Raw genomic sequence first — 19,614 nt, 5'->3', positions numbered from 1 at the left:
CCACCCACAACGCCGAGGCGCGGGTGTCGGTGAGCACGCTGATCGAGGTGGTCAAGCGGGTCGCCCTGGTGGCCGAGCGCACCACGCCGGTGCTGGGCCCGGTGATCTATCTCGCCGCCGAAGCGATCGCGGCCGCGGCGTGGAAATCGCCTACCTACAGCTACGCCGAAAACTGGATCAGCGACCTCGGATCCGCAACCGCCGGGGTGTTCCAAGGCCGCGAACTCAACTCCCCGCTGCACGTGGTCATGAACACCGGATTCATCGTTCAGGGCATCCTCTTCGGGATCTCCGCGGTGCTGCTATCGCGGACGCTCAGCGGACGGCGCACCTTCACCGCCGTGATGGGGGTCGTGACCATGATCGGCTACATCCTGGTCGGAACCTTCCACGGTTCCCTACAGGCCCAGCAGAACGGCACGCTTCCCCTGCACTTCACCGGAGCAACGCTGGCCATCGTCGGCGGGAACGTGCTCGCCCTCGTCCTGGGCATCCACTGGCGAAAGATTCCCGAGACGCGGCTGATCGGTCTGGTCAGCATTATCGTCGCGGCGTTCGGCCTGGTCTCCGTGACCGCTCTCTTCCTCACCTTCGATGCCGGCCTGCCCTCAGGTGCGATCGAACGCGGCTCCGTCTACACCATCGTCATCTGGCAACTCGTCGTCGCCGTCACACTCCTGCGCAGCCGGGCCGACTCCCGCGTACCCCACGTCACCGCGACCATTTAGTCCATAAGCACGGCATCCACAAGCAGCTGACCCGCCCGCTCCAGAACCCCGATCGACGACCGGGAACAAGCCCCAGGTCCACAACCCCCATCACTTCCAGTGAGTCGGTTGCGCCTATGCACAGCACACCGCCCCGCTGGATGCGGGTTGCCACGAATGCGACCGCGCGCTGGAGCTTCCACGCAGGACTCGCCGGTCACACCCATCGGCAAGGCCGTCCAGCCCGCACGCCGGCGTCTTACCCCACGGTCGCGGTAACGCGACCGAGTCGGCTGCGACGCCTGCCGCGGCGACGTTGTCGTTCGACGAGATGTTCTACCAGTAGCGACCCGATCCGTTGTCGCCCCGTAGGGCTCAACTCATATTCAAGGAGGCGCCATCGTGAGCATAAACAGCATCGACGAGCAAGCACCCGTCATCTCCAGGCACAGGATCGTGATCGCCGCCCCCATCGGAACCCTGTGGCGGCTGCACACCGATGTCAACGCGTGGCCGAACTGGCAGAAGGCCATCGATCGGTCGCACCTGGAAGACGACTTCCGGCCCGGCACGACCTTTGCGTGGGAGACCTACAACCTCACCATCTCCTCCACCATCTACCAGGTCGAGCCGCAACGACACACGTTGTGGGGCGGACCCACTGAAGGCATCACGGGAATCCACTCCTGGACATTCACCCTCGTCGACGGTGGGGTACAGGTTGACACCGAGGAGTCCTGGAGCGGCGCCCCAGTGACCGCCGACGTTGCGGGCATGCAGACCGCACTGGATGGATCACTCAAGGCCTGGCTCGATCATTTCCGCATCGCCGCGGAGTGACCTTCACCAGCCGCAGCAACTCGGCGTGACAGCTCGGACAAGTCGCAGCCCTCGCAGGCAAGACGCCATGTTCTACGGCGACATCTACCTCACCGACGACGCCACCGCCGCCACCGCCGCCACCGCCGCCTTACCCCGATACCGGCCCATCCCACCCCCCGCGAACTACCCCACCCGCCTCAGCGACGCCGCAGGCCCCCCACGCCGACCGCTTCGACCTACTCGACCGACTGCTCACCAAGGACCGACCCACCGAACCCCACTACTACCTCGCGTTCCTAGCCGTGCAACCCACCGCCAGACGCTCCGGACGCGCCACGGCCTTGCTCAACCAACACCGCAGCCGACTCGACCACGTGAACCTCCTGTCCTGGACCAGCACCACCACCGACGCCGAGAACATGCACATCCGCCACGGCTGCATACCACAACCGACCATCAACTGCCCGAAGGCCCAACCCTGAGCACCATGCGCCGAAACCCGCGTCATCACACCCCTGGCCAACCAAAGCCAGTCCCACCACAACCCAACGAATCCGCGCCATTCCATCCAGTTCCCTGAGCATGCGATCCGCAGGCCATCTGTCGACAGAAAGGACGACGACTCCCTCGCCGGGACCGCAAGCCGGACGGCCCCTCGCCTGCGCCTGTCATCCCCTGGACCTTCCGGTAACGCCAACGGCACCGCGATGTACCCGACATGCTCACCCCACTGTCGGACCGCTCAGAAGCTGTGCCCGACTCCACACACGCGCCATTCCCGTCACGAGTTGGCGCGGCCCGGCCGGCGCCCGTGCGCGCGGCTCGTGGCGATGACAGCCGCAGCCGCACCGACCGACAGTGCAATGGCGAAGCCGATCATCGTGGGTGCGAGCGGTACGTGCCGGATTATTACGCTGAACGCGATCGAGGGCAGGCCCATGCCGAGATACGCGATGACGAAGAAGACGGCGAGTACGCCAGCGCGCGACGCCGGCTCGGCTGCGATGGCCGTTTGCGTCACAGCGCCCTTGAACAACAGTCCCGCGCCACCGCCCGCCAGAATGGCTGCTACGAAAAAGAGCGATAGAGCCGGGTGGTAGAGCGAGACCGCGGTAAGGGCGAGCCCCGCCGGGAACATAACAGTTCCGGTCACGAGCAGCGGCCGCTGAGAGAGTCGGCCGAGGGCAATCTGGGTCACGGCGGAGGAGCCGAACGAGGCGAACAGCGCCAGCCCGACCACGAACTGCGACGTGATGCCCAGTTGTCCTCGGACGATGATCGCGCCGAGCGAGGAGAACAGGCCCATGACCGCGAAGGCGAAGAAGCCGATCACACCTGCGGTTCCGAACGCTACGCGCTGGCCGGCACGCAAGCGGAATCGATCGGGGCGGTCCTGGGTGCGCATCGTCCTGTCCACGGTCTCAGGGCTCAGCAGCACCAGGAAGAGCAGCACCGTCATCGCGACCGCGAATACCAGGTACGAGGTGGAAAGGGGACCGCGAACCCACTGAGTTAGAGCGCCGGCGACGACCGGGCCGAGAGCGAGACCACCGAGATTCGCCACCGATGCAACCAGCGCCGGGGTGGGCGATGCTGGCCGATCTGGATAGGCCCGGCGGTACAGGTCACTCAGGTAGGCGGTGGAAGTGGCAGTCATCAGGCCCACCGCGACGCCGGTCAACAGGCGCCCGATGATCAGGCCGGTCAGCGACGGCGAGGCCGCGAGGACCACTGCCGCCACAATGCCGACCACGAGGGCCGGTGCGATGATGCGGCGACGGCCCATCCGGTCGGAGAGGTGACCCAGCGCCAGGAAGCTTGCGGCCGCGCCGACGACCATCACTGCGAAGGCTACCGTGACGGTCGTGGCGCCAAAGTGGTCACGCGCCTGGTAGAGCGGCCAGAGCGGAGTGGGTACCGTGCCAAATGCCATCAGCGTTAGGAAAGCGACAGCCACGGACCAGAAGCCGGAGATGTGCGAGACCTGAGCCGTACGTGTTCCCGACGGCTGGGTCGCGGCCACTTGGTCCGCGACGGAAGGGGTGGTGCTCATGCGTCAGATGCCTTTCGAAAATCGTCTTCGAGGCGTCCCTATGGATGCCCACGAATAACAACGCTGTCTGTTCCAGATCGTATGCCGAATACGCCGCAGCCGCCGCAGATGGATTCCATCGCAAATACAGATGATCGGCCGGGGGCGGTGAAGCACGACTGCGCCTCAGATCGAGACCATCTCCGTCGCAGGTCGTCGCGACGCCCGTACAAGTGTCAGGCTGTGGGTTCAGCAGGACAGGAGCGTCGCTTCACTCAAGGAGAACCAGTGACTGAACCGTGGACGATAAGTCCGCCGACATCCCGGTCGCACGTGTTGTTGCCGCATCAATCGCAGCAGGCCGCACGATGAGTGAGGTGCATCTCGGACTATTCGTGCCGCTGACCCCGGCCGATCGGTCGGCCATCCACGACCGGGTGCTATCCGCCGAAGCGGCCGGTTTCGACTGGGTCGCATTGATGGACCATCCTTACGTGCCGGACAGCCTGGAAATCGTGGCACTCCTCGGCTACCTTGCATCCGCGACGACTCGCATCAATTTCGTGTCGAATGTCTTTAACCTGCCGCTACGGCCGGCAGCGATGCTCGCCAAATCCGCCGCGACGCTCGACATCCTGTCCGGCGGCAGGCTCGCAGTAGGACTCGGCGCGGGAACCCAGTGGGATCGAATCGAGAGCCTTGGCGGGCCGCAACTCAGTCCCGCAGAGGCATTCCAGGCCGTCGTCGAGGCGGTCGAGGTGATGCGGGCAGTCTGGGGCACTGCCGCGACGGTCACGGCTGGCGGCAGATTTCACCGGCTGCAGAACGCCGTCCCCGGGCCGCGTCCGATTCACCCTATCAAGCTGCTGATCGGTGGTGCGGGCAACCGGATGCTCGACCTCACAGGGCGGCGGGCCGATGGGTGGATCGCGCCAATCGGCACGCCGTTCGAGAGCAAGCCGGCTGCTCAGGATCGAATCAGCGCCGCAGCAGTCGCATCTGGGCGCGATCCCCGAGACGTGCAGCGGATCATCCAAGTGGTCGGATCGATTGTGGACCACAGCTCCACCACCGCCGCTCCTCGCAGCGGACCGGGCAACCAACCCGTCCGCGCGACCGCCGACGGTTGGATTGCAATCATTGTGGAGTTCGTCCGAGAGCGTGGATACGACGGAGTGAACCTGATTCTGGAAACGCACACCGATGAACAGGTACGACGGTTCGAAACCGACGTGCTGCCTGCCGCGCGCGCCGTCCTCAAAGGCTGACTTGGATGAAGTCGCTCCGATTCTGCGTACCCGGCTCCTGATGGTATGGCAAAAACTTCGATCTATGACCTGCAGCCGCAACTCGCCGCAAACCGCCGGTACTGGACTGGCTGGGATGGCAGCGAGCCCGACACCGACCTGCCGATCTATCGCACGGGCCTCCCGCAAGGCCTGCTCAACGGAGTCCTACTGGGACACCAGGTCCACCACCCGCCGACTCAAGTGACACCTATTGCCGGTCGCTCTTAGCCGACAACGGCCGGCGATCGCCGCTGAGGATGCGGGATCGCCGGCCGAGGTCGGTCAGCGCTGCTTTCGATCCATCGTGGTCGTCATCTGCTGATATGTACGGCCCCTGCGCTCCGATTAGGCAGTTACGCCACCGCGACGACGGCGTCAGGTTGAGACATGAGAAGAGGGCTGTCGGTTACCGGGCGGGCTTGGTAGGCAGATCAGTCCCCGGGGCGGGCTTGGTAGGCAGATCAGTCCCCGGGGCGGGCTTGGTAGGCAGATCAGTCCCCGGGGCGGGCTTGGTAGGCAGATCAGTCCCGGGCAGCCGTCCGCTTGGCGCGGACGGCTGCGGGGTGGTGTGTTGGGTCGCTGCTACGGCGATCGGTGCGCCGAGCAGGATCGCGGCCAGCACGCCCGCCCCGCTAAGCATGATCGCGCTGCGTCGGCGGTGTCGGAGCCGTTGCTCGGCACGAGGCAGATGGTTGTTCATGATGGGTGCCTCCTCGGCGAGATCGGAGAGGGTGGTGCGGATGAGATGTTCGAGATGCGTGCTCATCGCCGTACCTCCAGGAGTTCGACGTCCGGCAGGAGCTCGCGCAGCCGCGTGACCGCGCGGTGGGTCCGGCTGCGTACCGTCCCAGTGGAGCAGCCCAGCGCCTCGGCTACCTGGGTCTCGGTCAGGTCCTCGTAGTAGCGCAGGACCAGCACCGTGCGCTGCGCCGGCGGCAGCAGCCGCAGCGCCGCGCGCATCGCCAGGCGGACGTCGGTGCCGCCGTTCGGATCGGGCTCGACTGGCTCTACCGCGCCGCTGAGCATGGACTCCCGACGATGGCGCAGCCGCCGCCACCAGCTGACCTGCTCCCGGTACATCACCGCTCGTAGGTAGCCCTCCGGGTCGGCGTTGCGTAGCGTCTGCCACTTCGGGATGGTTTTGGCCAGCGCTGACTGGAACAGGTCCTCGGCCGCGTGTCGATCGCCCGTGAGCAGATACGCGACCCGTATCAGCGCCGGTGTCCGGCTGGTCACGAACTCAGCCAGCTGCGCCCGGTCGTCCTCGTTCACCAACCCCCCCAGTCAATTGTTGTCACGTATAAAGACGCCGGAGACCGGTTCAGCTATCCACCCGCCGGGCACAATCTCTTGCCACACGGCGTACGGTCGAGCATCGGCTGGTGCAGCGGACGCAGCTGCTGCGCGCCGCGGGGGTCCATCCGCTGGGCTGTCACCGTCGACGGATCCCGGACCGGGTCGTGTTCGAGCACGTCGTAGCCGCTTTGGTCCATGGGATCCGGCTATGAACGCGTCGCGTCGGCTGACTGTTCGGACCGGACGATCCGCCGGTCGACCGCGGCAAGGGCGGCATGAAGCGCTGAACCAGCGCTGCGGCCAACCGGCACGACTCGCCACCGCTGCGCGACACCGTCGAAGCGTGCGGCGCCAACTCCGCCATCACTGGCCCGAGCAGGTCGCGGCCTACCTCGATCGCGCTTACGACAGTAACCGCACCCGTGAGCTGCTCTACGAGATAGGCTTCGACGCCGACATCGCCCACGAGGGCGTGCCCGCCCCGATCCAAATCGGCAAGCGGTGGATAGTCGAGCGCACGAACTCGTGGATGAACGACGTCCGTCGCCGATCGGCCCGGTTCACCGGCGTGTGATTACTAGCCGACCGGGAATCCGCGCTGCTCGGCGGTGGCCTCCTGAAGGTGTTCGGCGAAGGCCCGAGCTGCGGCCGATAGCTCCTCGCCGCGAGGCAACGCCAGCTGTAAGTTCCTGGACGGATGGTGATCGCGAACTTCACGACGGAGCAGAACGCCGTCCGGGCGGGAAAGTGCGGAGAGAGCGACGCCCACCGGCGCAAACCCAATGCCCAACCCGGCTGCCACCAACTCGATGAGAAGTACCCACTCATTGACCTCGCAGCGAATCCGCCGTTGCAGGCCCTGGGCGGCGAACGCGGCGTCGTTCACAAGGCGTGCGGACCATCCCTCGTGAACTTCTACGAACCACTCCTCAGTTAGATCCCGCAGACTGATCTCGCCCATTGCGGCAAGGGGATGGTCGTTCCGGCAGATCAGCATCAGCGGCTCAGCGACGAGATCGATCAGCCGCACAGAGGTCTCCCTTCCCGGCAGGGATGGGACCACCGCACAATTCAATCGACCCTCCTCGACCTGCCGCACCATGTTGAGCGCGGAGTCCTGGGTGACGCGCACGTCGACGCCGGGATACATATGAGCGAAACCTGCCAACGAAGCCGCCAGCGGAACCAGGTATTCGGCAGACTGCATCGCGCCAACTCGCAAGGATCCGGTTAGCACCGCGCTCGTGTCCCGGACAAGGGCGCGAGCGTCGTGAGCCGCCGACAGAATCCGTCGTGCCGGCCCGAGCAGCGCCGCGCCTGCGTCAGTAAGACGGACCGGGCGCGTACCCCGTACGTACAGCAGCGAGCCCACGCTGCGTTCAAGAGCATGGATGGAGTTCGACAGGCCGGACTGGACGATCCTTTCCCGAACGGCAGCCTGGGTGACAGCGCCCTCCTCGGCCAATGCTACGAAGTGGCGCAGTTGACGCAACTCCATGCACCCAACCCCCGATCTGCGATGACTGTACGAGCATCCCGTCCATGGAGCGCGGAGATGCAATCGACGACGAATCTACCCGCAGACCCGTCTCGATTCAGTGATCCGTCCAACACGTTTGGCACCCACATGCTAGATACACGAATGCGTGAAGACGGTTACTCCGAGAGTCTGAAGAGACGGTAACGCGTCACCGTCTCGAAGCCGATCTTCTGGTACGCCCGCTCGCCCTCTTTGCTCGCCTGAAGGGTGGCGATGCGCCGGCCGGAGCCGCGGGTGATCCGCAGCGCCTCCTGGGTGAGAGCGGTCGCGATGCCGCGACGGCGGAAGCCAGGGTCGGTCGCAACGCAGTAGAGGGCCCCGACATCGGTGCCGAGCGATAGCGTGCACGTGCCGACGGTCTTGCCGTCGACGATGCCAGCAAGCCGGACCACGTCCAGGAATGCGAAATCCAACTCCCGGTCGACGACGACACCAAGGTCGCCGGAGAAGCCGAGCGGTCCCGCGTATGCCTCGACGTACTCCTGCATCTCCGCCCGGTCGACGACGGTCCGGATCTCCAGGCCCGCCGGCGCCTCGGTCTGCGCTACGGTTGTCACATCCACCGCCATGACCGGCATGTCGCCGATCTGCTCGGCGCCGCGGGCAATCAGTCCCTCGGCCGTGCCCTCATCGCTGTCCGCCCCCACCCACCAACCCCACCTTCAGCCGGTCAAGTGCTGCTTCGCCCCAGCGATTGCGGCGTCGAGCGGCTGATTTCGGGTGCGTAGCACTCCGTTGAGCAGGACGTGCTGAATGTCCGTGCGATAGGTCGGCAGGTCGGTGTCAGATGGAGCACCCGCCCAACCGCACCAGTACCGGCGGTTGGCGGCGAGCTGCGGCTCCAAGTCGTGAATCGATTGGGTTGTCATACCCTCAAGACTCGATCCGGCCGCCACAAGTTCGATTGCTGGGCCAGGAATTTTGAAGTGCTGGCTGCACGATGTGCAGTACAGCCGCACCTCAGTCACCTGGCCTTTCTTCTCGCCAACCAGCAAGATTCGTCCAGGTTGTTGGCCTCAATGATCTGCGGGACACGCCCCGACCTGACGGACGGCTCCCTTTCGGAGCCGCCACCAGACTCCGCGATTTGTGATCTTTACGCCGGGTGCGCCGCTGGTGACTGGTTAGGTGCCCGGGGCGCCTGGCTATCGTGGTTGGCGCGCCGGAGAGCGAACGGTTACCAGGTCGGAAGGGTGTAGCTCGCGCTGTCCACGCCAGTTCAGGTCATCACCGCGATGTCCACGAGGTCCGCGATCACGATCCGGCGCCGCAGGCTTGCGGCTCGCCGCCGTGACGGGCGGACCCTCGTGTCGGAGGTCACGCGGCCGCCACCATGGCGATCGACACCGCGATCCTCTCAAATGGAATGTTGGCGGCTGGACGGTATCGAGCAGGGCTTCACGATCGGCTACACAGCGCAACTTGCGGAGATGGGTGTGACGCCGCTTCTCCCCCGCGCTCGACGGCCGCGACTGACAGGTGACTCATGATCTCCGCCGCCGGGTAGGCGAGAGGCCGGCTGGACTGTGTCCAAACGGCCTCTGACCTGCGGTGCAATGTGGTGGACGATGCTGGTATCGAACCAGCGACCTCTTCGGTGTCGAACAGGACCCCGCACCGACCTTGACGTGCGGCAACGTAGACCTGTAGGCAGGGCTGGGTGCAGTTGAGCGCTGTTTGATGCCGTTGGACGCCCTTCAAGGCTGTTCAGGTCACCCCGCTGCTCCCACCCTGCTCCCCCAACCGGGCTCGCACCGGGCCGCCCACCGATCATGGTCAAGGCTGGTATACGAATGCCCGTGAGCGCGTCCGGGCTACGGTTACCCGGTGGCACCGGACAAGTGGGCACAGTGGCTCTTGACCCGCCGCGACGGCAACAGCGCGGGCTTGCGCGCCCGCAACGCCCGAGATCTGGCGGCATTCCGTGACGGCGTCCTTGAGGGAGCTGACCTAGCGGCCGACGACGTGGTCCTCGACGTGGGCTGCGGGACGGGACTGATCGGGTTCGGCGCGCTGGATCGACTCGGCCCGGACGGTCATGTCATTTTCAGCGATGTCTCACCGGATGTGCTCGACGAGTGCCGGCGCACCGCCACTGACGACGGGCGGTGCAGCTTTGTCGTCGCGTCCGCCGATGATCTCGCCGGAATCGCCGACGCCTCTGTCGACGTCGTGACCACTCGGTCGGTGCTCATCTACTCCGATCGCAAGCCCGCCGCCTTCGCGGAGTTCTTCCGTGTCCTGCGGCCGGGCGGCCGGATCTCCCTGTTCGAGCCCATCAACAGCTTCGCGACGCGGCTTCGGCCCGACGATCTGTTCGGCGTGGGCACCGCACCTGTGCACGACCTGATCGCCAAGGTACGCGATGTCTACCGGGGCACCACTGAGGAGACCACGCGACCGATGATGGACTTCGACGAACGTGACATTGTCGACTGGGCGGTGACCGCCGGTTTCGAGGCGGTGGAACTGGACTACCGCGCCCAGGTCGACGTGCCCGCCGACCCCATCGAGGACTGGGAGACACTCAAGCGCGTGGCACCCAACCCCTTGGTCCCCACGTACGGCGAAGCGACCGCCGCGGCCCTGACCGACGACGAACGCGAACGTCTCGACACGTACATGACCGCCCTGGCCGCGGCCGGCACGCCGACACGCCGCACGATGGCCACCGCGTTCCTTCGCGCACGGCGTCCGCACAGCAGCAGCGCCGTTTAGCGGAGCGGTGTTCGCCCCAGGTCTGCTGATCGAAACCTGCGACACCTCGCACGTTCAGCTTGGTAGACCATCCGACCGCCGGCGTTTCCGCGTCGAATGTGGCCTGCCACCCTCACGGAGCCGGGTGGCCTCGCGCAGCGCCACTTCGCGGCCGGTACGGGCGAAGTCGGTTAGCAGGCGCAGTTGGTCGTCGGTGAACCCGGCGATGCGCTCGGTCAGGTACGCGGCCATCGGCTGGTAGAGCGCGGACAGTTCGTCGGTCCGGTCGGGCCTGGCGTGCACGGTGATCCGGCGGCGGTCGTGCGGATCATGCTTGCGGCGGACCAGGCGCTGCGCCTCCATCCGGTCGAGCATCTTGCTCACCGCGCCGGTGGTCATGCCCATCCGTTCGGCGAGCTGAGTGGGTGTGACGGCAAGACCCGCGCTGACGAGGTTGAGGCAGTGCAGGTCGTTGACCGGTACGCCGAGCTGGTCGGCGACCGCCGACTGGAACAGCGCGGTGGCGCTGACGAACTGCGGGATCTCCACCCAGGCAGCCGCAACGAGCGCCTCGTGCCCCGTTGACATGCTCACCTCCATCAGGATAACTTCCTCAGGAAGTTACTTCTTGGAGAAGCTACTTGCTGAGTGGGATGACACCCCGTCGAAAGCCTAGAACAGGAACGAGATGGCATGGCTCACGCACTGATCATCGGCGGCGGTGTCGCGGGTCTCACCGCCGCCATCGCACTCCAAAAAGTCGGAGTCGACGCCAGCGTCTACGAGGCGTACGCCACCGCGGCTCACGACGTGGGTGCCAGCATGGGCATCTCCCTCAACGGTCTCGACGCGCTACGCACCCTCGACGCGCACACAGTCGTCCGCGACGCCGGATTTCCCGTACCCCGCGGCGTCATGTGGCTCGGCAACGGCAGATGCCTTGGCGAAGGACACACCGGCATTCCACTGCCCGACGGGACACTCCCCATCGTCATCGGCCGCTACGACCTGTACGCCGCGCTGCGTCAGGAGGCCCTCCGCCGTGGCGTGCCCATCCACCACGGCAAGCGCCTGGCCCACATCGGACAACGCGATGACCGGGTCGCCGCAGTTTTCACCGACGGCACGGAAGCTGTCGGCGACCTGCTCATCGGCGCCGACGGCATCGGCTCGACGACCCGGCACTTTGTCGACCCGCACGCACCACAACCCCGATACGTCGGGCTCCTCGGCACGGGCGGGATCACCCGCATCGCCACACCGCAGTCCGATCCCGGTGTGATGAACATGGTCTTCGGCAGGCGGGCGTTCTTCGCCTCCATGGCCAGTCCGGACGGCAGCGTCTGGTGGTTCGCCAATCTGCCCCGGGCCGACGAACCCACCGCAGCCGACCTTGCCGCGACTTCCGGCGCGCAATGGCAACAGCGATTACTGCAAGTCTTCGCCGGGGACAGGTCGCCGGCCGCGCAGCTCATCCGCGCGACACCGCCGGACTACACGTGGTTTCCCATGCACGACATGGATGCCCCGAAGCGGTGGCACCGCGGACGCGTCGTCCTGATCGGTGACGCCGCACATGTGAGCTCACCCAGCTCCGGCCAAGGCGCGTCGATGGCCTTCGAGGACGCCGTGCAACTGGCCCGCTGTCTGCGAGATCGAGACGATCCGCCTGCGGCGTTCCACGCGTACCAACGGTTGCGCGCCGACCGAGTCAGCAAGGTGCTGGCGGGAGCCAAGCAGGTCAACCGCAGCAAGGCGGCCACCGGCGTGAGTCGAGTCCTGCGCGACGTGACGTTCCCCCTGTTCGTGAGGAAATTCAGCACCCCTGAGGCGTTTGCCTGGCTGTACGACCACCGCATCGACTTCGACCGACCGATAGACGATCAGCAGCGTCCATAAGGCGTTTGATGCGAGGTCAGTCCACCTGCCAGCGTGGGTACGGCGTAAGCCGCGACCACCACGCCCGACAGCCAGTGCAAGGGCCGGCAGGCCGTGGGGTCGCGCCGCCTCTGCTCACCGACGCTGGGATGAGTGCCCTGGCTGACTCCGTCGACCTCAGCATGATCGCGTCCTGACCACGTTCCCCATGGCCTTGCTCGGACGAAACGAAGGAGCCGGCCGCCCCTACCACCGAGACCAGACGACCGGCCACCACGAAAATCAGCTAGTCGAGCTTCACGATGTACCCCTCGTCAGCGCACGCCGTCTGCAACCCCGACACGTGCGTCCCCATCGGCCCGATCAGCGCCAACGCACCCCCGCCGTCCTCCATGCCCTGCACTTGCCACAGAATGTCGATCAGCGCCGTCCCGTGCTCCCGGATCTTCGGCTTCCGCGAATCCTCGAAAATCTTCCGCGCTTCCCGGTACTCGGCCTCCGTCAACTTGTCGTCATCCGCCGACTTCGGTTTGCCGTCCATCTGCTTGCCGTCGGCCATCGCCTTGCAGGCGGCGATCCCCGAGTCCTCGCGAATGAACCCGTCGTAGACGGCGTAGCCGCCGACGCCGAGCACGAGAACGGCGGCGAGCGCGAGCGCGGCGACGATGAGCGGCTTACGGCTCGACTTGGCCGGCTGCGGCGGCACGGCCTGCCCGGGATAGCCGAACCCGGGTTCATGGGCGCCGACCTGGCCGGGCTGGTACTGCTGCGGCGGGTAGCCGGTGCCCTCCTGCTGGTTGGAATGCTGCGGCTGCTGGGTGTGGTACGGGTCGGTCAAGGACTGCTCCCCACGTGGTTGCTAACTTGTTGATGTTGGTTGGATCTTGTTCGCCGGGCTACAAACTGTCGGGTTGGTGACTGCGGTTGTGGCTGGTCAGGTGCGGACGTCTGCGGTTCGGCCCGCAAGGCTCGGGCCAACGGCCGAAGGGGGCGATCCCGCCGGCCCAACCCCCGGCAGACCGAGCAGCTGCGTACCGGCGCAACCGGCGGCGACGATCGTTCCGATCTTTGACCCCCGGAACGGCGTCAGGTCGCCCGGGTCGACGCGGCTCCTTCGATGGCCCGGTAGTCCTGGAACGACTTCCATCCCTTCTCGCCGTAATCGTCCAAGTGGCATCGCCGCACGGTGTCTTCCACATTGTGCGATCCGTGTAGCGTTCGGTGACGGGCACGGGGCCGACGTCGTACACGCCGCTGCGGCAGCGCCTGCAGCGCGCCGGTGTGAACATGGCCTCAATCTGGGCGTTGGTGCGGCTCATGTCGGTTCCCCTTCGCGGCATCGCGGTCGCGGATCTCTCGCAGGGGACAGGGTCTGACGACTGAGCGCGTCCCCGAGGCCGCGGCCGAGCTGGCCGACACGCTGGGCCTGGAACGCCTCACGGTCGCGGCCGTCGCCCGTCATTTCGGGGTTGCCGACGCCAGCCTCTACGGGCACGTTCGCAGCCACGAGGCGTTGCTGCACAAGGTCGCGGTGCTGGCCGCGGCGTCGTTCGGCGACCGTCTCGCGCTCGCCGTAGCCGGCCGCTCCGGGCGTCAGATCCTGATCGGTTTCGCCGACGCCTACCGGGCGTTCGCGGTGGCCCACCCTGGGCAGTACGCGGCGACCCAGCTCCAACTCCCAGCCGAAATAGGCAAGTGCCCGGTCGGGCACCTACGGATGATCGAGCTGAGTTACGCGACTCTGCGGGGGTACGGCCTCAAGGAGCCCTACCTGACCGACGCCATCCGATTCGTGCGGAGCACGCTCCACGGGTTCGCGGCGCTCGAGACGGCCGAGGGGTTCGGGCATCCCCGAGACCTCGACGCGTCCTGGCGCGGTGTCCTGTGCGCCATCCACACCGCACTCTCGAACTGGGAAACGACAGAAGGAGAGCAACGATGAACAGCAACGACGAGGAGATCCGATCAGCGGACGGCACCAGGCTACTGGTCCGGCGGGCAGGTGCAGGCGACCCCGTGGTCCTGCTGCACGGCTCGGGCGGCGGCCTGCACTCGTCGGCTTCGGTCGCCGCGCGGCTCGCTGGGTCGTACGAGCTGTGGATGCCGGCCCGACGCGGATATGGTCCCAGCGACGTCCCGGAAGGCCGCAAGTCGTTCAAGGACGACGTCGCCGACCTGCTGGCCGTGGTCGAGACGATCGGGCGACCGGTGCACCTGGTCGGCGGCTCCTACGGAGCCACGCTGGCGCTGCACATGGCGGCAGCCGAGCAGAGCCGGCTGCAATCGCTGGCCGTCTTCGGGCCGCCGCTGTTCGCGGCCGGCAGTCGATCGCGCCACTGCTCGACCGCTATGCGGCCCTCGAGCGGGAGGACGCGGGTGAGATGTCTACCGTGCTCAACGACGTGACCCGGGGGCCACCCGCAATCGTCGCGGCCTTCGCGGCCGCACCAGGCGACAAACGACCTGACCCGGCCGAGGCCCGGCGTTCGGCGATCGGATGGCTGCACGACCTCGAAGCGCTTACCGACGACAGCACAGGCACAGCCCGCTGGTCGTCGATCACCGTCCCGACGCTGCTGATGCAGGGCGCCGACACCTGGGAGCCGATGCCTACCACCATGAACGAGCTGGCCGCGGCTATCCCCACAGCGCGCCGGGTCATCTGGTCACGCCAGTCCCACTTCGCGACCATGACCGCCCCCGACCTGGTGGCCGTTGCACTCCGCGACTTCTTCGCAGGACCCGACAGTCGGTGAGCGGCACCGAAAGCACCGCATGACACGGCGTGACCACCCGAGGTGCGACCGCCAGAGCTTGTCCGAACGGCGAGGAGCGGTGATCACGCGATGAAGGCGGTGCGATCCCACGAGTACGGCGGGATCGATGCCCTGCGGGTGGATGAGGTGAGGCGACCGACCCCCGGCCCCGGGTAGTTGCTGGTCAAGGTCCGCGCGGCTGCGGTCCAACCCGGCGAGGTGATGATCCGCAGGGCGCGGCATGGGCGGTGGCTGGCGAGGTTCCCCTCTAGGCAGGGCAGCGATCTGGCCGGCGTCGTGGCAGAGGCCGGCCCCCAGGTTCGTGGCATCGCAGTGGGTGACGAGGTCCTCGGCTTCACCCACACCAGGGCGAGCCATGCGGAGTTCGTCGTGGTCGATGACATGAATCTGACCCTGCGGCCGGAAGGGCTTTCGCCGACCATCCCCGCCTCCCCAGCGGGATCCAGACTCCACACGACCTGGTCACGCTCCTGCGCAGCAGGAAGATCACCATCGTCTGCCACCAGGAGCACTGCACACCAAACAACAGAAAGATCCGCGCAGGTCAACCTGCGCGGATCATAATCTATTTAGAGCATCCACGCTTAGCGTGGGTGTTCATGTGCTTAACGTACCAGCTCACGCCCTGTTTCAAAGACGCGTCCCCATTGAGTGGCGCGTTGAGAAGTTTATAGATGCCGTGGCGATTAGCTTGAGCGGTTCGCTCGAGCCAGGCAGGCGGGCCTTGACGGCGTCGAGGAGAACGCCTTCGAGGAGGCTGCCGAGCATGATGACGGCACTGGAGTAGGCGCCGTTGCGGTCGCAGACCCATGCTTCGTTGAGTCGGCTTTCGAGGATGGTGGCGAGGTCGGCGTCGCGGACGAGGTCGGCCAGGCCCCGCGCCGGGCCCTCAGCATGCCAACAAAGCGGCAACAGAAACGCCAACCAACTTCATCGAACAGCAGCTATGGATTCCCACTCTAGTGAAAGACCGAGGCTAATCCTCGAAGGAGACCTGCGCGCCGCCGCTGGGCTATCTCCTCCGGGGCCTGGCACTGGATTACCTGCCCGACGAAAGTCGCGAGGAGTTGGGGCACCTTGCCTGCGGCCGAGCGGGGGCGCAGGTGGTGAGCGCCACGGATGCGGCCGGCGGGGACCGGGGCGCACCAGCGATTCAAAGCCCGCCGTCGGCTGTCACCGCAGGCGGGTGACCGTCTTGTGCTCGATGTAGCCGGTCAGGCCGACCTGGCCGTACTCGCGACCGAGGCCGCTGGCCTTGTAGCCGCCGAACGGGCCATCGAAGCTAATCGGCGAGCCGTTCAATGTGACAGTGCCGGTGCGCAGTCGGCGGGCCATGTCCAGTGCCCGCTCGGGGCTCGTCGTCCAGATTCCGCCGGAGAGACCGTAGTCGGAGTCGTTGGCTATCCGCACTGCCTCGTCCTCGTCGTCGTAGGCGATCACGGCCAGGACCGGGCCGAAAATCTCCTCCTGCGCGATGCGCATGTTGTTGGTGACATCGGCGAAAACGGTCGGGGTGACGTAGTTGCCCTGCTCCAGGCCCTGGGGCACCTCGGGGCCACCGGTCACCAGGCGGGCGCCTTCCGCGATACCCAGCTTGATGTAGTCGATCACGCGGTGCTGCTGGTCCGGCCGGATCATCGGGCCGACGAAGGTGTCCGGCTCTGACGGATCTCCGACCTTCAGCGACTCCACCATCTCCTTCAGCGCCGCGACGACCTCGTCGTAGCGGCTGCGCGGCGCCAGGATCCGGGTCTGCAGGATGCAGGCCTCGCCGTTGTTGCCCAGGGAACCGAAGCGCAGCCCCTGCATCACGGCGGGCAGGTCGGCGTCGGCCAGGATGATGGCGGCGGACTTGCCGCCCAACTCCAGGCCAACCCGCTTGAGGTGCTCCCCGGCGATCGAGGCGATACGACGGCCGGCCCGGGTCGACCCAGTGAACGAGATCTTGTCAACGTCCGGGTGCGCGACGAGGTATTCGCTGGTCTCCCGGTCCGCCGGGAGAATGCTGAGCACGCCATCGGGGAGGCCGGCCTCGTGCCAGAGGTCGGCAAGCAGCATCATGCTCAGCGAGTTCTCCGGGGAGACCTTCAGTACCACGGTGTTGCCGGCCAGCAGCGCGGGGACCAGCTTGGCGGTGGCGGCGGAGAACGGCGAGTTCCACGGGATGACCGCGGCGACCACGCCGATCGCCTCGCGCCGAACGATGGTGTCGAAAGCCACCGTGAGGTCGGAGGGCTCGACGACCTCTTCCCAGCCGAACTCCTCGGCCGCCTTGAGGTAGGCGTTGACCTGCCGGGTCAGGAAAGGCTGGCCGGCCTTCGTGAACCAGCCGGCCGATCCGTTCTCGGCCGAGATCGCTGCCGCAATCTCGTCGGCCCGCGCGGCGCGTAACGCGTCGTAGCGGCGGATGACCTCTTGGCGCTCCTCCGGGATCGTATGCGGCCACGGCCCGTTGTCGAACGCCGTGCGGGCGGCGGCGACAGCCGCGTCCACATCGGCGTTGGCGGCCTGGGCCACCTGGCCGAGCACGGACTGGTCGTGCGGGGAGCGGATCTCCAGCAGCTTCGAACTGCTGGGCGTCATCCAGGTACCGCCGATGTAGAGCTTGTCGCGAACAATCATCAGTCACGTCTTTCTAGTGAGGGGAGGGAAATCGGGCGTCAGGCGCGGTGGGGCGTGCGCCCTAGCTGATTGGGGAAGTTGGGGGGCGGACCATCTTGGCGACCGAGGTCTCGGTGAAGTCGCCGAGACCGTCGAGATCCGTGGATTGGCTCACCTCGCGCCACGCGGCGTCCTCCGTGGCCCGGGCCTCGGCGATCAATGGCGCGAGCCAGGCCGCGTCCGAGCCCAGGAGGAGCCGCGCCGGCGGCTGCGGCTCCTCCGTGATCCGCAGGATTACCCGCGCCATTTTTGCTGGATCGCCGCGCTGCACGTCCGGATTGTTATGGTACGTCCGTACGAAGGCGCCAACTGTCTCGTCGTACTCGTCCTGCATGGGCGGCACGGACATCGGGGCAGCCGCCCACGGCGTCCGAATGCCGCCCGGCTCGACCAGGGTGGCGTGGATGCCGATCGTCTCCACCTCGCGGGCGAGGATCTCCGTGAAACCGCCCAGCGCCCACTTGGCCGCCTGATATGCCGCCAGGCCGGCCTGGGCGCGTCGGCCGCCAATCGTCGAGACGTTCACGATGCTGCCGGAGCGCTGTGGGCGTAACACCGGCAGGGCGGCCCGCACCATGTTGACCGCACCGAAGAAATTGATCTCGACGATCCGGCGAAACTCGTCCTCCGGCATGTCTTCAATCGAGCCGACGCTGCGGTATCCGGCGCTGTTCACCAGCACGTCGAGGCGGCCGAACTCGCTGACCGCGTACTGGACCGCCGTCTGTGCGTCAGCGCTGGAGGTCACGTCGACTGCGAGTACGCGCAACCGGTCCTGCTGTTGGTCGGGCACCGGCAGGACGTCGGTGGTCAAATCCGTCGCAAGCACGTTGTGCCCGGCCTGCAGCCCGGCATCGACCAGGTGCCGACCGAGGCCTCCGCCCGCTCCGGTCACCAAGAGTGTCTTTGTCATTGCGTCTCACCCACACTTTCACGGAATTTCGGGGCACGGCTGCGCCCTCCACACCGAGCCGCGACAAGCGGCCTGAGCGCATGCTCGGCCACGAACAGTCCGCAGGTCGCCGGGCTCTGGCGGTCAGGACTCAACCGGGTGGTCCGTGGAACGACTGACCTCGGCCCACGTCCGGGCCTCCGTGTTGCGCTCGTCGCCCGATTGCAACGCGATCTCCAGGGCGTCGCTGCCGAGCAGCAGTCGGCGAGGGGGCTCCGGCACGTCGAGGATGTCGACGATCGCCTTTGCCATCCGGGCCGGGTCACCAGGCTCGTTGCCGGCGTAGGCCGCGAACCGCTCCAACCACGCGCCGACGGTCTGCTCGTAGCCCTTGCTGAGCTGGCCGGAGGCGGTCGCGGCCCCGGCGGCCCAACCGGTACGGATGCCGCCCGGCTCGACGATCGTCACCTTGATGCCCAACGGGGCGACCTCGTTCGCCAGCACCTCGGAGAAGCCCTCGACGCCGAATTTCGCCGTCTGGTAGGCGCTGAGGCCTGGGGTGCCGCCGACCCGCCCGCCGATGGACGAGATCTGCACGATGTGTCCGGCGCGCTGGCGGCGCAGGACGGGCAGCGCCGCCCTGGTCACGTTGACGGTTCCGTACAGGTTTGCGTCGACCTGTGCCCGGAACTCATCCTCCGGGAAGTCCTCCACCGAACTGCTGGCGGCGTAACCGGCATTGTTGATCACCACGTCGAGGGAGCCGAACTTGTCGACGGCCGCCGCGACCACGTCGCGGCACGCCTCAGGCGAGGTGACGTCCAGCGGCAGGGTCAGGAGCCGCTCCGGGTGCTCCCGAGTCAGGTCCGTCAGCGAATCTGGGTTGCGCGAGGTCACCGCAACTCGATCGCCTGCCCCGAGTGCCGCCAGGGTCAGGGCCTTCCCGAGACCCTGGGAACCGCCGGTGATCAGCCATGTCCGTGCCATGGTGCCTCCTTCTGTCTAGAACTGAACCCACTCGGA

The 19,614-nt window shown here is 66.7% G+C and carries 21 protein-coding genes and 3 pseudogenes; 12 read left to right on the top strand and 12 right to left on the bottom strand.

What is annotated here, in order from left to right; translation table 11 throughout:
* Both AB0I89_RS19975 and AB0I89_RS19970 read left to right on the top strand, forming a co-directional pair.
* Nucleotides 1–728 (top strand): DUF998 domain-containing protein (locus AB0I89_RS19975; protein ID WP_357128565.1); only part of this gene is annotated, 728 nt, incomplete at its 5' end.
* Nucleotides 729–1,109: 381 nt separating this feature from the next.
* Nucleotides 1,110–1,547 (top strand): SRPBCC family protein, encoded by a 438-nt coding sequence (locus tag AB0I89_RS19970; protein ID WP_357128562.1) that lies wholly within the window; start codon nt 1,110–1,112, stop codon nt 1,545–1,547.
* A 763-nt stretch (nt 1,548–2,310) separates the two neighbouring features.
* On the opposite strand, the gene AB0I89_RS19965 is transcribed toward AB0I89_RS19970, so the two are convergent.
* On the bottom strand, nt 2,311–3,582 hold the full coding sequence (locus tag AB0I89_RS19965; RefSeq protein ID WP_357128559.1) for an MFS transporter: 1,272 nt from the start codon (nt 3,580–3,582) through the stop codon (nt 2,311–2,313).
* Nucleotides 3,583–3,860: 278 nt separating this feature from the next.
* Here AB0I89_RS19965 and AB0I89_RS19960 point away from each other — a divergent pair, with 278 nt between their 5' ends.
* Entirely contained in the window at nt 3,861–4,829 is a 969-nt protein-coding gene (locus tag AB0I89_RS19960; RefSeq protein ID WP_357128556.1) for an LLM class flavin-dependent oxidoreductase, read from the top strand.
* 427 nt (nt 4,830–5,256) lie between these two features.
* Here AB0I89_RS19960 and AB0I89_RS19955 read toward each other — a convergent pair whose 3' ends face one another.
* On the bottom strand, nt 5,257–5,616 hold the full coding sequence (locus tag AB0I89_RS19955; RefSeq protein WP_357128553.1) for a hypothetical protein: 360 nt from the start codon (nt 5,614–5,616) through the stop codon (nt 5,257–5,259).
* Nucleotides 5,613–6,122, bottom strand: a complete 510-nt coding sequence (locus AB0I89_RS19950; protein ID WP_357128550.1) for a SigE family RNA polymerase sigma factor — start codon at nt 6,120–6,122, stop codon at nt 5,613–5,615. The genes AB0I89_RS19955 and AB0I89_RS19950 overlap by 4 nt, the downstream gene beginning before the upstream one ends.
* Before the next feature lie 146 nt (nt 6,123–6,268).
* Between AB0I89_RS19950 and AB0I89_RS19945 the strand changes: the two are divergent.
* Nucleotides 6,269–6,401, top strand: a pseudogene (locus AB0I89_RS19945) (IS5/IS1182 family transposase); the annotation flags it as partial.
* Nucleotides 6,402–6,534: 133 nt separating this feature from the next.
* Nucleotides 6,535–6,681, top strand: a pseudogene (locus AB0I89_RS19940) (IS5/IS1182 family transposase); the annotation flags it as partial.
* A 42-nt stretch (nt 6,682–6,723) separates the two neighbouring features.
* Here the strand turns inward: AB0I89_RS19940 and AB0I89_RS19935 are convergent.
* From AB0I89_RS19935 to AB0I89_RS19925, 3 genes are all read right to left on the bottom strand, one after another.
* Nucleotides 6,724–7,644 (bottom strand): LysR family transcriptional regulator, encoded by a 921-nt coding sequence (locus tag AB0I89_RS19935; RefSeq protein ID WP_357128547.1) that lies wholly within the window; start codon nt 7,642–7,644, stop codon nt 6,724–6,726.
* A gap of 158 nt (nt 7,645–7,802) precedes the next feature.
* Nucleotides 7,803–8,333: a GNAT family N-acetyltransferase gene (locus tag AB0I89_RS19930; protein WP_357128544.1), complete on the bottom strand. Its 531-nt coding sequence runs from the start codon at nt 8,331–8,333 to the stop codon at nt 7,803–7,805.
* Between the two features lie 15 nt (nt 8,334–8,348).
* Entirely contained in the window at nt 8,349–8,654 is a 306-nt protein-coding gene (locus AB0I89_RS19925; protein ID WP_357128541.1) for a hypothetical protein, read from the bottom strand.
* Nucleotides 8,655–9,513: 859 nt separating this feature from the next.
* Here AB0I89_RS19925 and AB0I89_RS19920 point away from each other — a divergent pair.
* Nucleotides 9,514–10,404, top strand: a complete 891-nt coding sequence (locus AB0I89_RS19920; RefSeq protein WP_357128538.1) for a class I SAM-dependent methyltransferase — start codon at nt 9,514–9,516, stop codon at nt 10,402–10,404.
* 54 nt (nt 10,405–10,458) lie between these two features.
* Here the strand turns inward: AB0I89_RS19920 and AB0I89_RS19915 are convergent, their stop codons facing one another.
* Nucleotides 10,459–10,971, bottom strand: coding sequence for a MarR family transcriptional regulator (locus AB0I89_RS19915; protein ID WP_357128612.1), 513 nt, complete (start codon nt 10,969–10,971; stop codon nt 10,459–10,461).
* Between the two features lie 105 nt (nt 10,972–11,076).
* On the opposite strand from AB0I89_RS19915, the gene AB0I89_RS19910 reads away from it, so the two are divergent.
* The gene (locus AB0I89_RS19910) at nt 11,077–12,282 is read left to right on the top strand and encodes an FAD-dependent monooxygenase (RefSeq protein WP_357128535.1); all 1,206 of its coding nucleotides are present in this window, start codon (nt 11,077–11,079) and stop codon (nt 12,280–12,282) included.
* Between the two features lie 265 nt (nt 12,283–12,547).
* Here the strand turns inward: AB0I89_RS19910 and AB0I89_RS19905 are convergent, their stop codons facing one another.
* Complete coding sequence (locus tag AB0I89_RS19905) at nt 12,548–13,099, bottom strand: hypothetical protein (protein ID WP_357128532.1); 552 nt, start codon at nt 13,097–13,099, stop codon at nt 12,548–12,550.
* 513 nt (nt 13,100–13,612) lie between these two features.
* Between AB0I89_RS19905 and AB0I89_RS19900 the strand changes: the two are divergent.
* The 5 genes and pseudogenes from AB0I89_RS19900 to AB0I89_RS19880 all read left to right on the top strand — a co-directional run.
* Nucleotides 13,613–13,774 (top strand): annotated as a pseudogene (locus tag AB0I89_RS19900) (TetR family transcriptional regulator); the annotation flags it as partial.
* Nucleotides 13,775–14,203, top strand: a complete 429-nt coding sequence (locus AB0I89_RS19895; RefSeq protein WP_357128529.1) for a TetR-like C-terminal domain-containing protein — start codon at nt 13,775–13,777, stop codon at nt 14,201–14,203.
* Nucleotides 14,200–14,667 carry an alpha/beta fold hydrolase gene (locus AB0I89_RS19890; protein ID WP_357128526.1) on the top strand — a complete coding sequence of 156 codons (468 nt, stop codon included), beginning with the start codon at nt 14,200–14,202 and terminating at the stop codon, nt 14,665–14,667. The genes AB0I89_RS19895 and AB0I89_RS19890 overlap by 4 nt, the downstream gene beginning before the upstream one ends.
* Nucleotides 14,652–15,017 (top strand): alpha/beta hydrolase, encoded by a 366-nt coding sequence (locus tag AB0I89_RS19885; protein ID WP_357128523.1) that lies wholly within the window; start codon nt 14,652–14,654, stop codon nt 15,015–15,017. The genes AB0I89_RS19890 and AB0I89_RS19885 overlap by 16 nt, the downstream gene beginning before the upstream one ends.
* Nucleotides 15,018–15,194: 177 nt before the next feature.
* Nucleotides 15,195–15,602 carry an alcohol dehydrogenase catalytic domain-containing protein gene (locus AB0I89_RS19880; protein WP_357128520.1) on the top strand — a complete coding sequence of 136 codons (408 nt, stop codon included), beginning with the start codon at nt 15,195–15,197 and terminating at the stop codon, nt 15,600–15,602.
* A gap of 66 nt (nt 15,603–15,668) precedes the next feature.
* On the opposite strand, the gene AB0I89_RS19875 is transcribed toward AB0I89_RS19880, so the two are convergent.
* The 4 genes from AB0I89_RS19875 to AB0I89_RS19860 form a co-directional block, all read right to left on the bottom strand.
* Entirely contained in the window at nt 15,669–15,962 is a 294-nt protein-coding gene (locus tag AB0I89_RS19875; RefSeq protein WP_357128517.1) for a hypothetical protein, read from the bottom strand.
* Nucleotides 15,963–16,211: 249 nt separating this feature from the next.
* Nucleotides 16,212–17,621 carry an aldehyde dehydrogenase gene (locus AB0I89_RS19870; protein WP_357128609.1) on the bottom strand — a complete coding sequence of 470 codons (1,410 nt, stop codon included), beginning with the start codon at nt 17,619–17,621 and terminating at the stop codon, nt 16,212–16,214.
* A gap of 100 nt (nt 17,622–17,721) precedes the next feature.
* Nucleotides 17,722–18,594, bottom strand: a complete 873-nt coding sequence (locus tag AB0I89_RS19865) for an SDR family NAD(P)-dependent oxidoreductase (RefSeq protein WP_357128514.1) — start codon at nt 18,592–18,594, stop codon at nt 17,722–17,724.
* 141 nt (nt 18,595–18,735) lie between these two features.
* On the bottom strand, nt 18,736–19,578 hold the full coding sequence (locus AB0I89_RS19860) for an oxidoreductase (protein ID WP_357128511.1): 843 nt from the start codon (nt 19,576–19,578) through the stop codon (nt 18,736–18,738).
* Nucleotides 19,579–19,614 lie beyond the last annotated feature (36 nt).

This window comes from Micromonospora sp. NPDC049801 (assembly GCF_040656575.1).
In the GTDB taxonomy this organism is placed as follows: domain Bacteria; phylum Actinomycetota; class Actinomycetes; order Mycobacteriales; family Micromonosporaceae; genus Micromonospora.
The sequence above is the reverse complement of the archived record's forward strand: the minus strand, read 5'-3'. Positions and strand labels throughout refer to the sequence as shown.

Coding starts and splice junctions, on each gene's coding strand:
- AB0I89_RS19965 (WP_357128559.1), bottom strand. CDS start 3,582: ATGAGCACCACCCCTTCCGTCGCGGACCAAGTGGCCGCGACCCAGCCG.
- AB0I89_RS19955 (WP_357128553.1), bottom strand. CDS start 5,616: ATGAGCACGCATCTCGAACATCTCATCCGCACCACCCTCTCCGATCTC.
- AB0I89_RS19935 (WP_357128547.1), bottom strand. CDS start 7,644: ATGGAGTTGCGTCAACTGCGCCACTTCGTAGCATTGGCCGAGGAGGGC.
- AB0I89_RS19915 (WP_357128612.1), bottom strand. CDS start 10,971: ATGTCAACGGGGCACGAGGCGCTCGTTGCGGCTGCCTGGGTGGAGATC.
- AB0I89_RS19910 (WP_357128535.1), top strand. CDS start 11,077: ATGGCTCACGCACTGATCATCGGCGGCGGTGTCGCGGGTCTCACCGCC.
- AB0I89_RS19890 (WP_357128526.1), top strand. CDS start 14,200: ATGAACAGCAACGACGAGGAGATCCGATCAGCGGACGGCACCAGGCTA.
- AB0I89_RS19870 (WP_357128609.1), bottom strand. CDS start 17,621: ATGACGCCCAGCAGTTCGAAGCTGCTGGAGATCCGCTCCCCGCACGAC.
- AB0I89_RS19860 (WP_357128511.1), bottom strand. CDS start 19,578: ATGGCACGGACATGGCTGATCACCGGCGGTTCCCAGGGTCTCGGGAAG.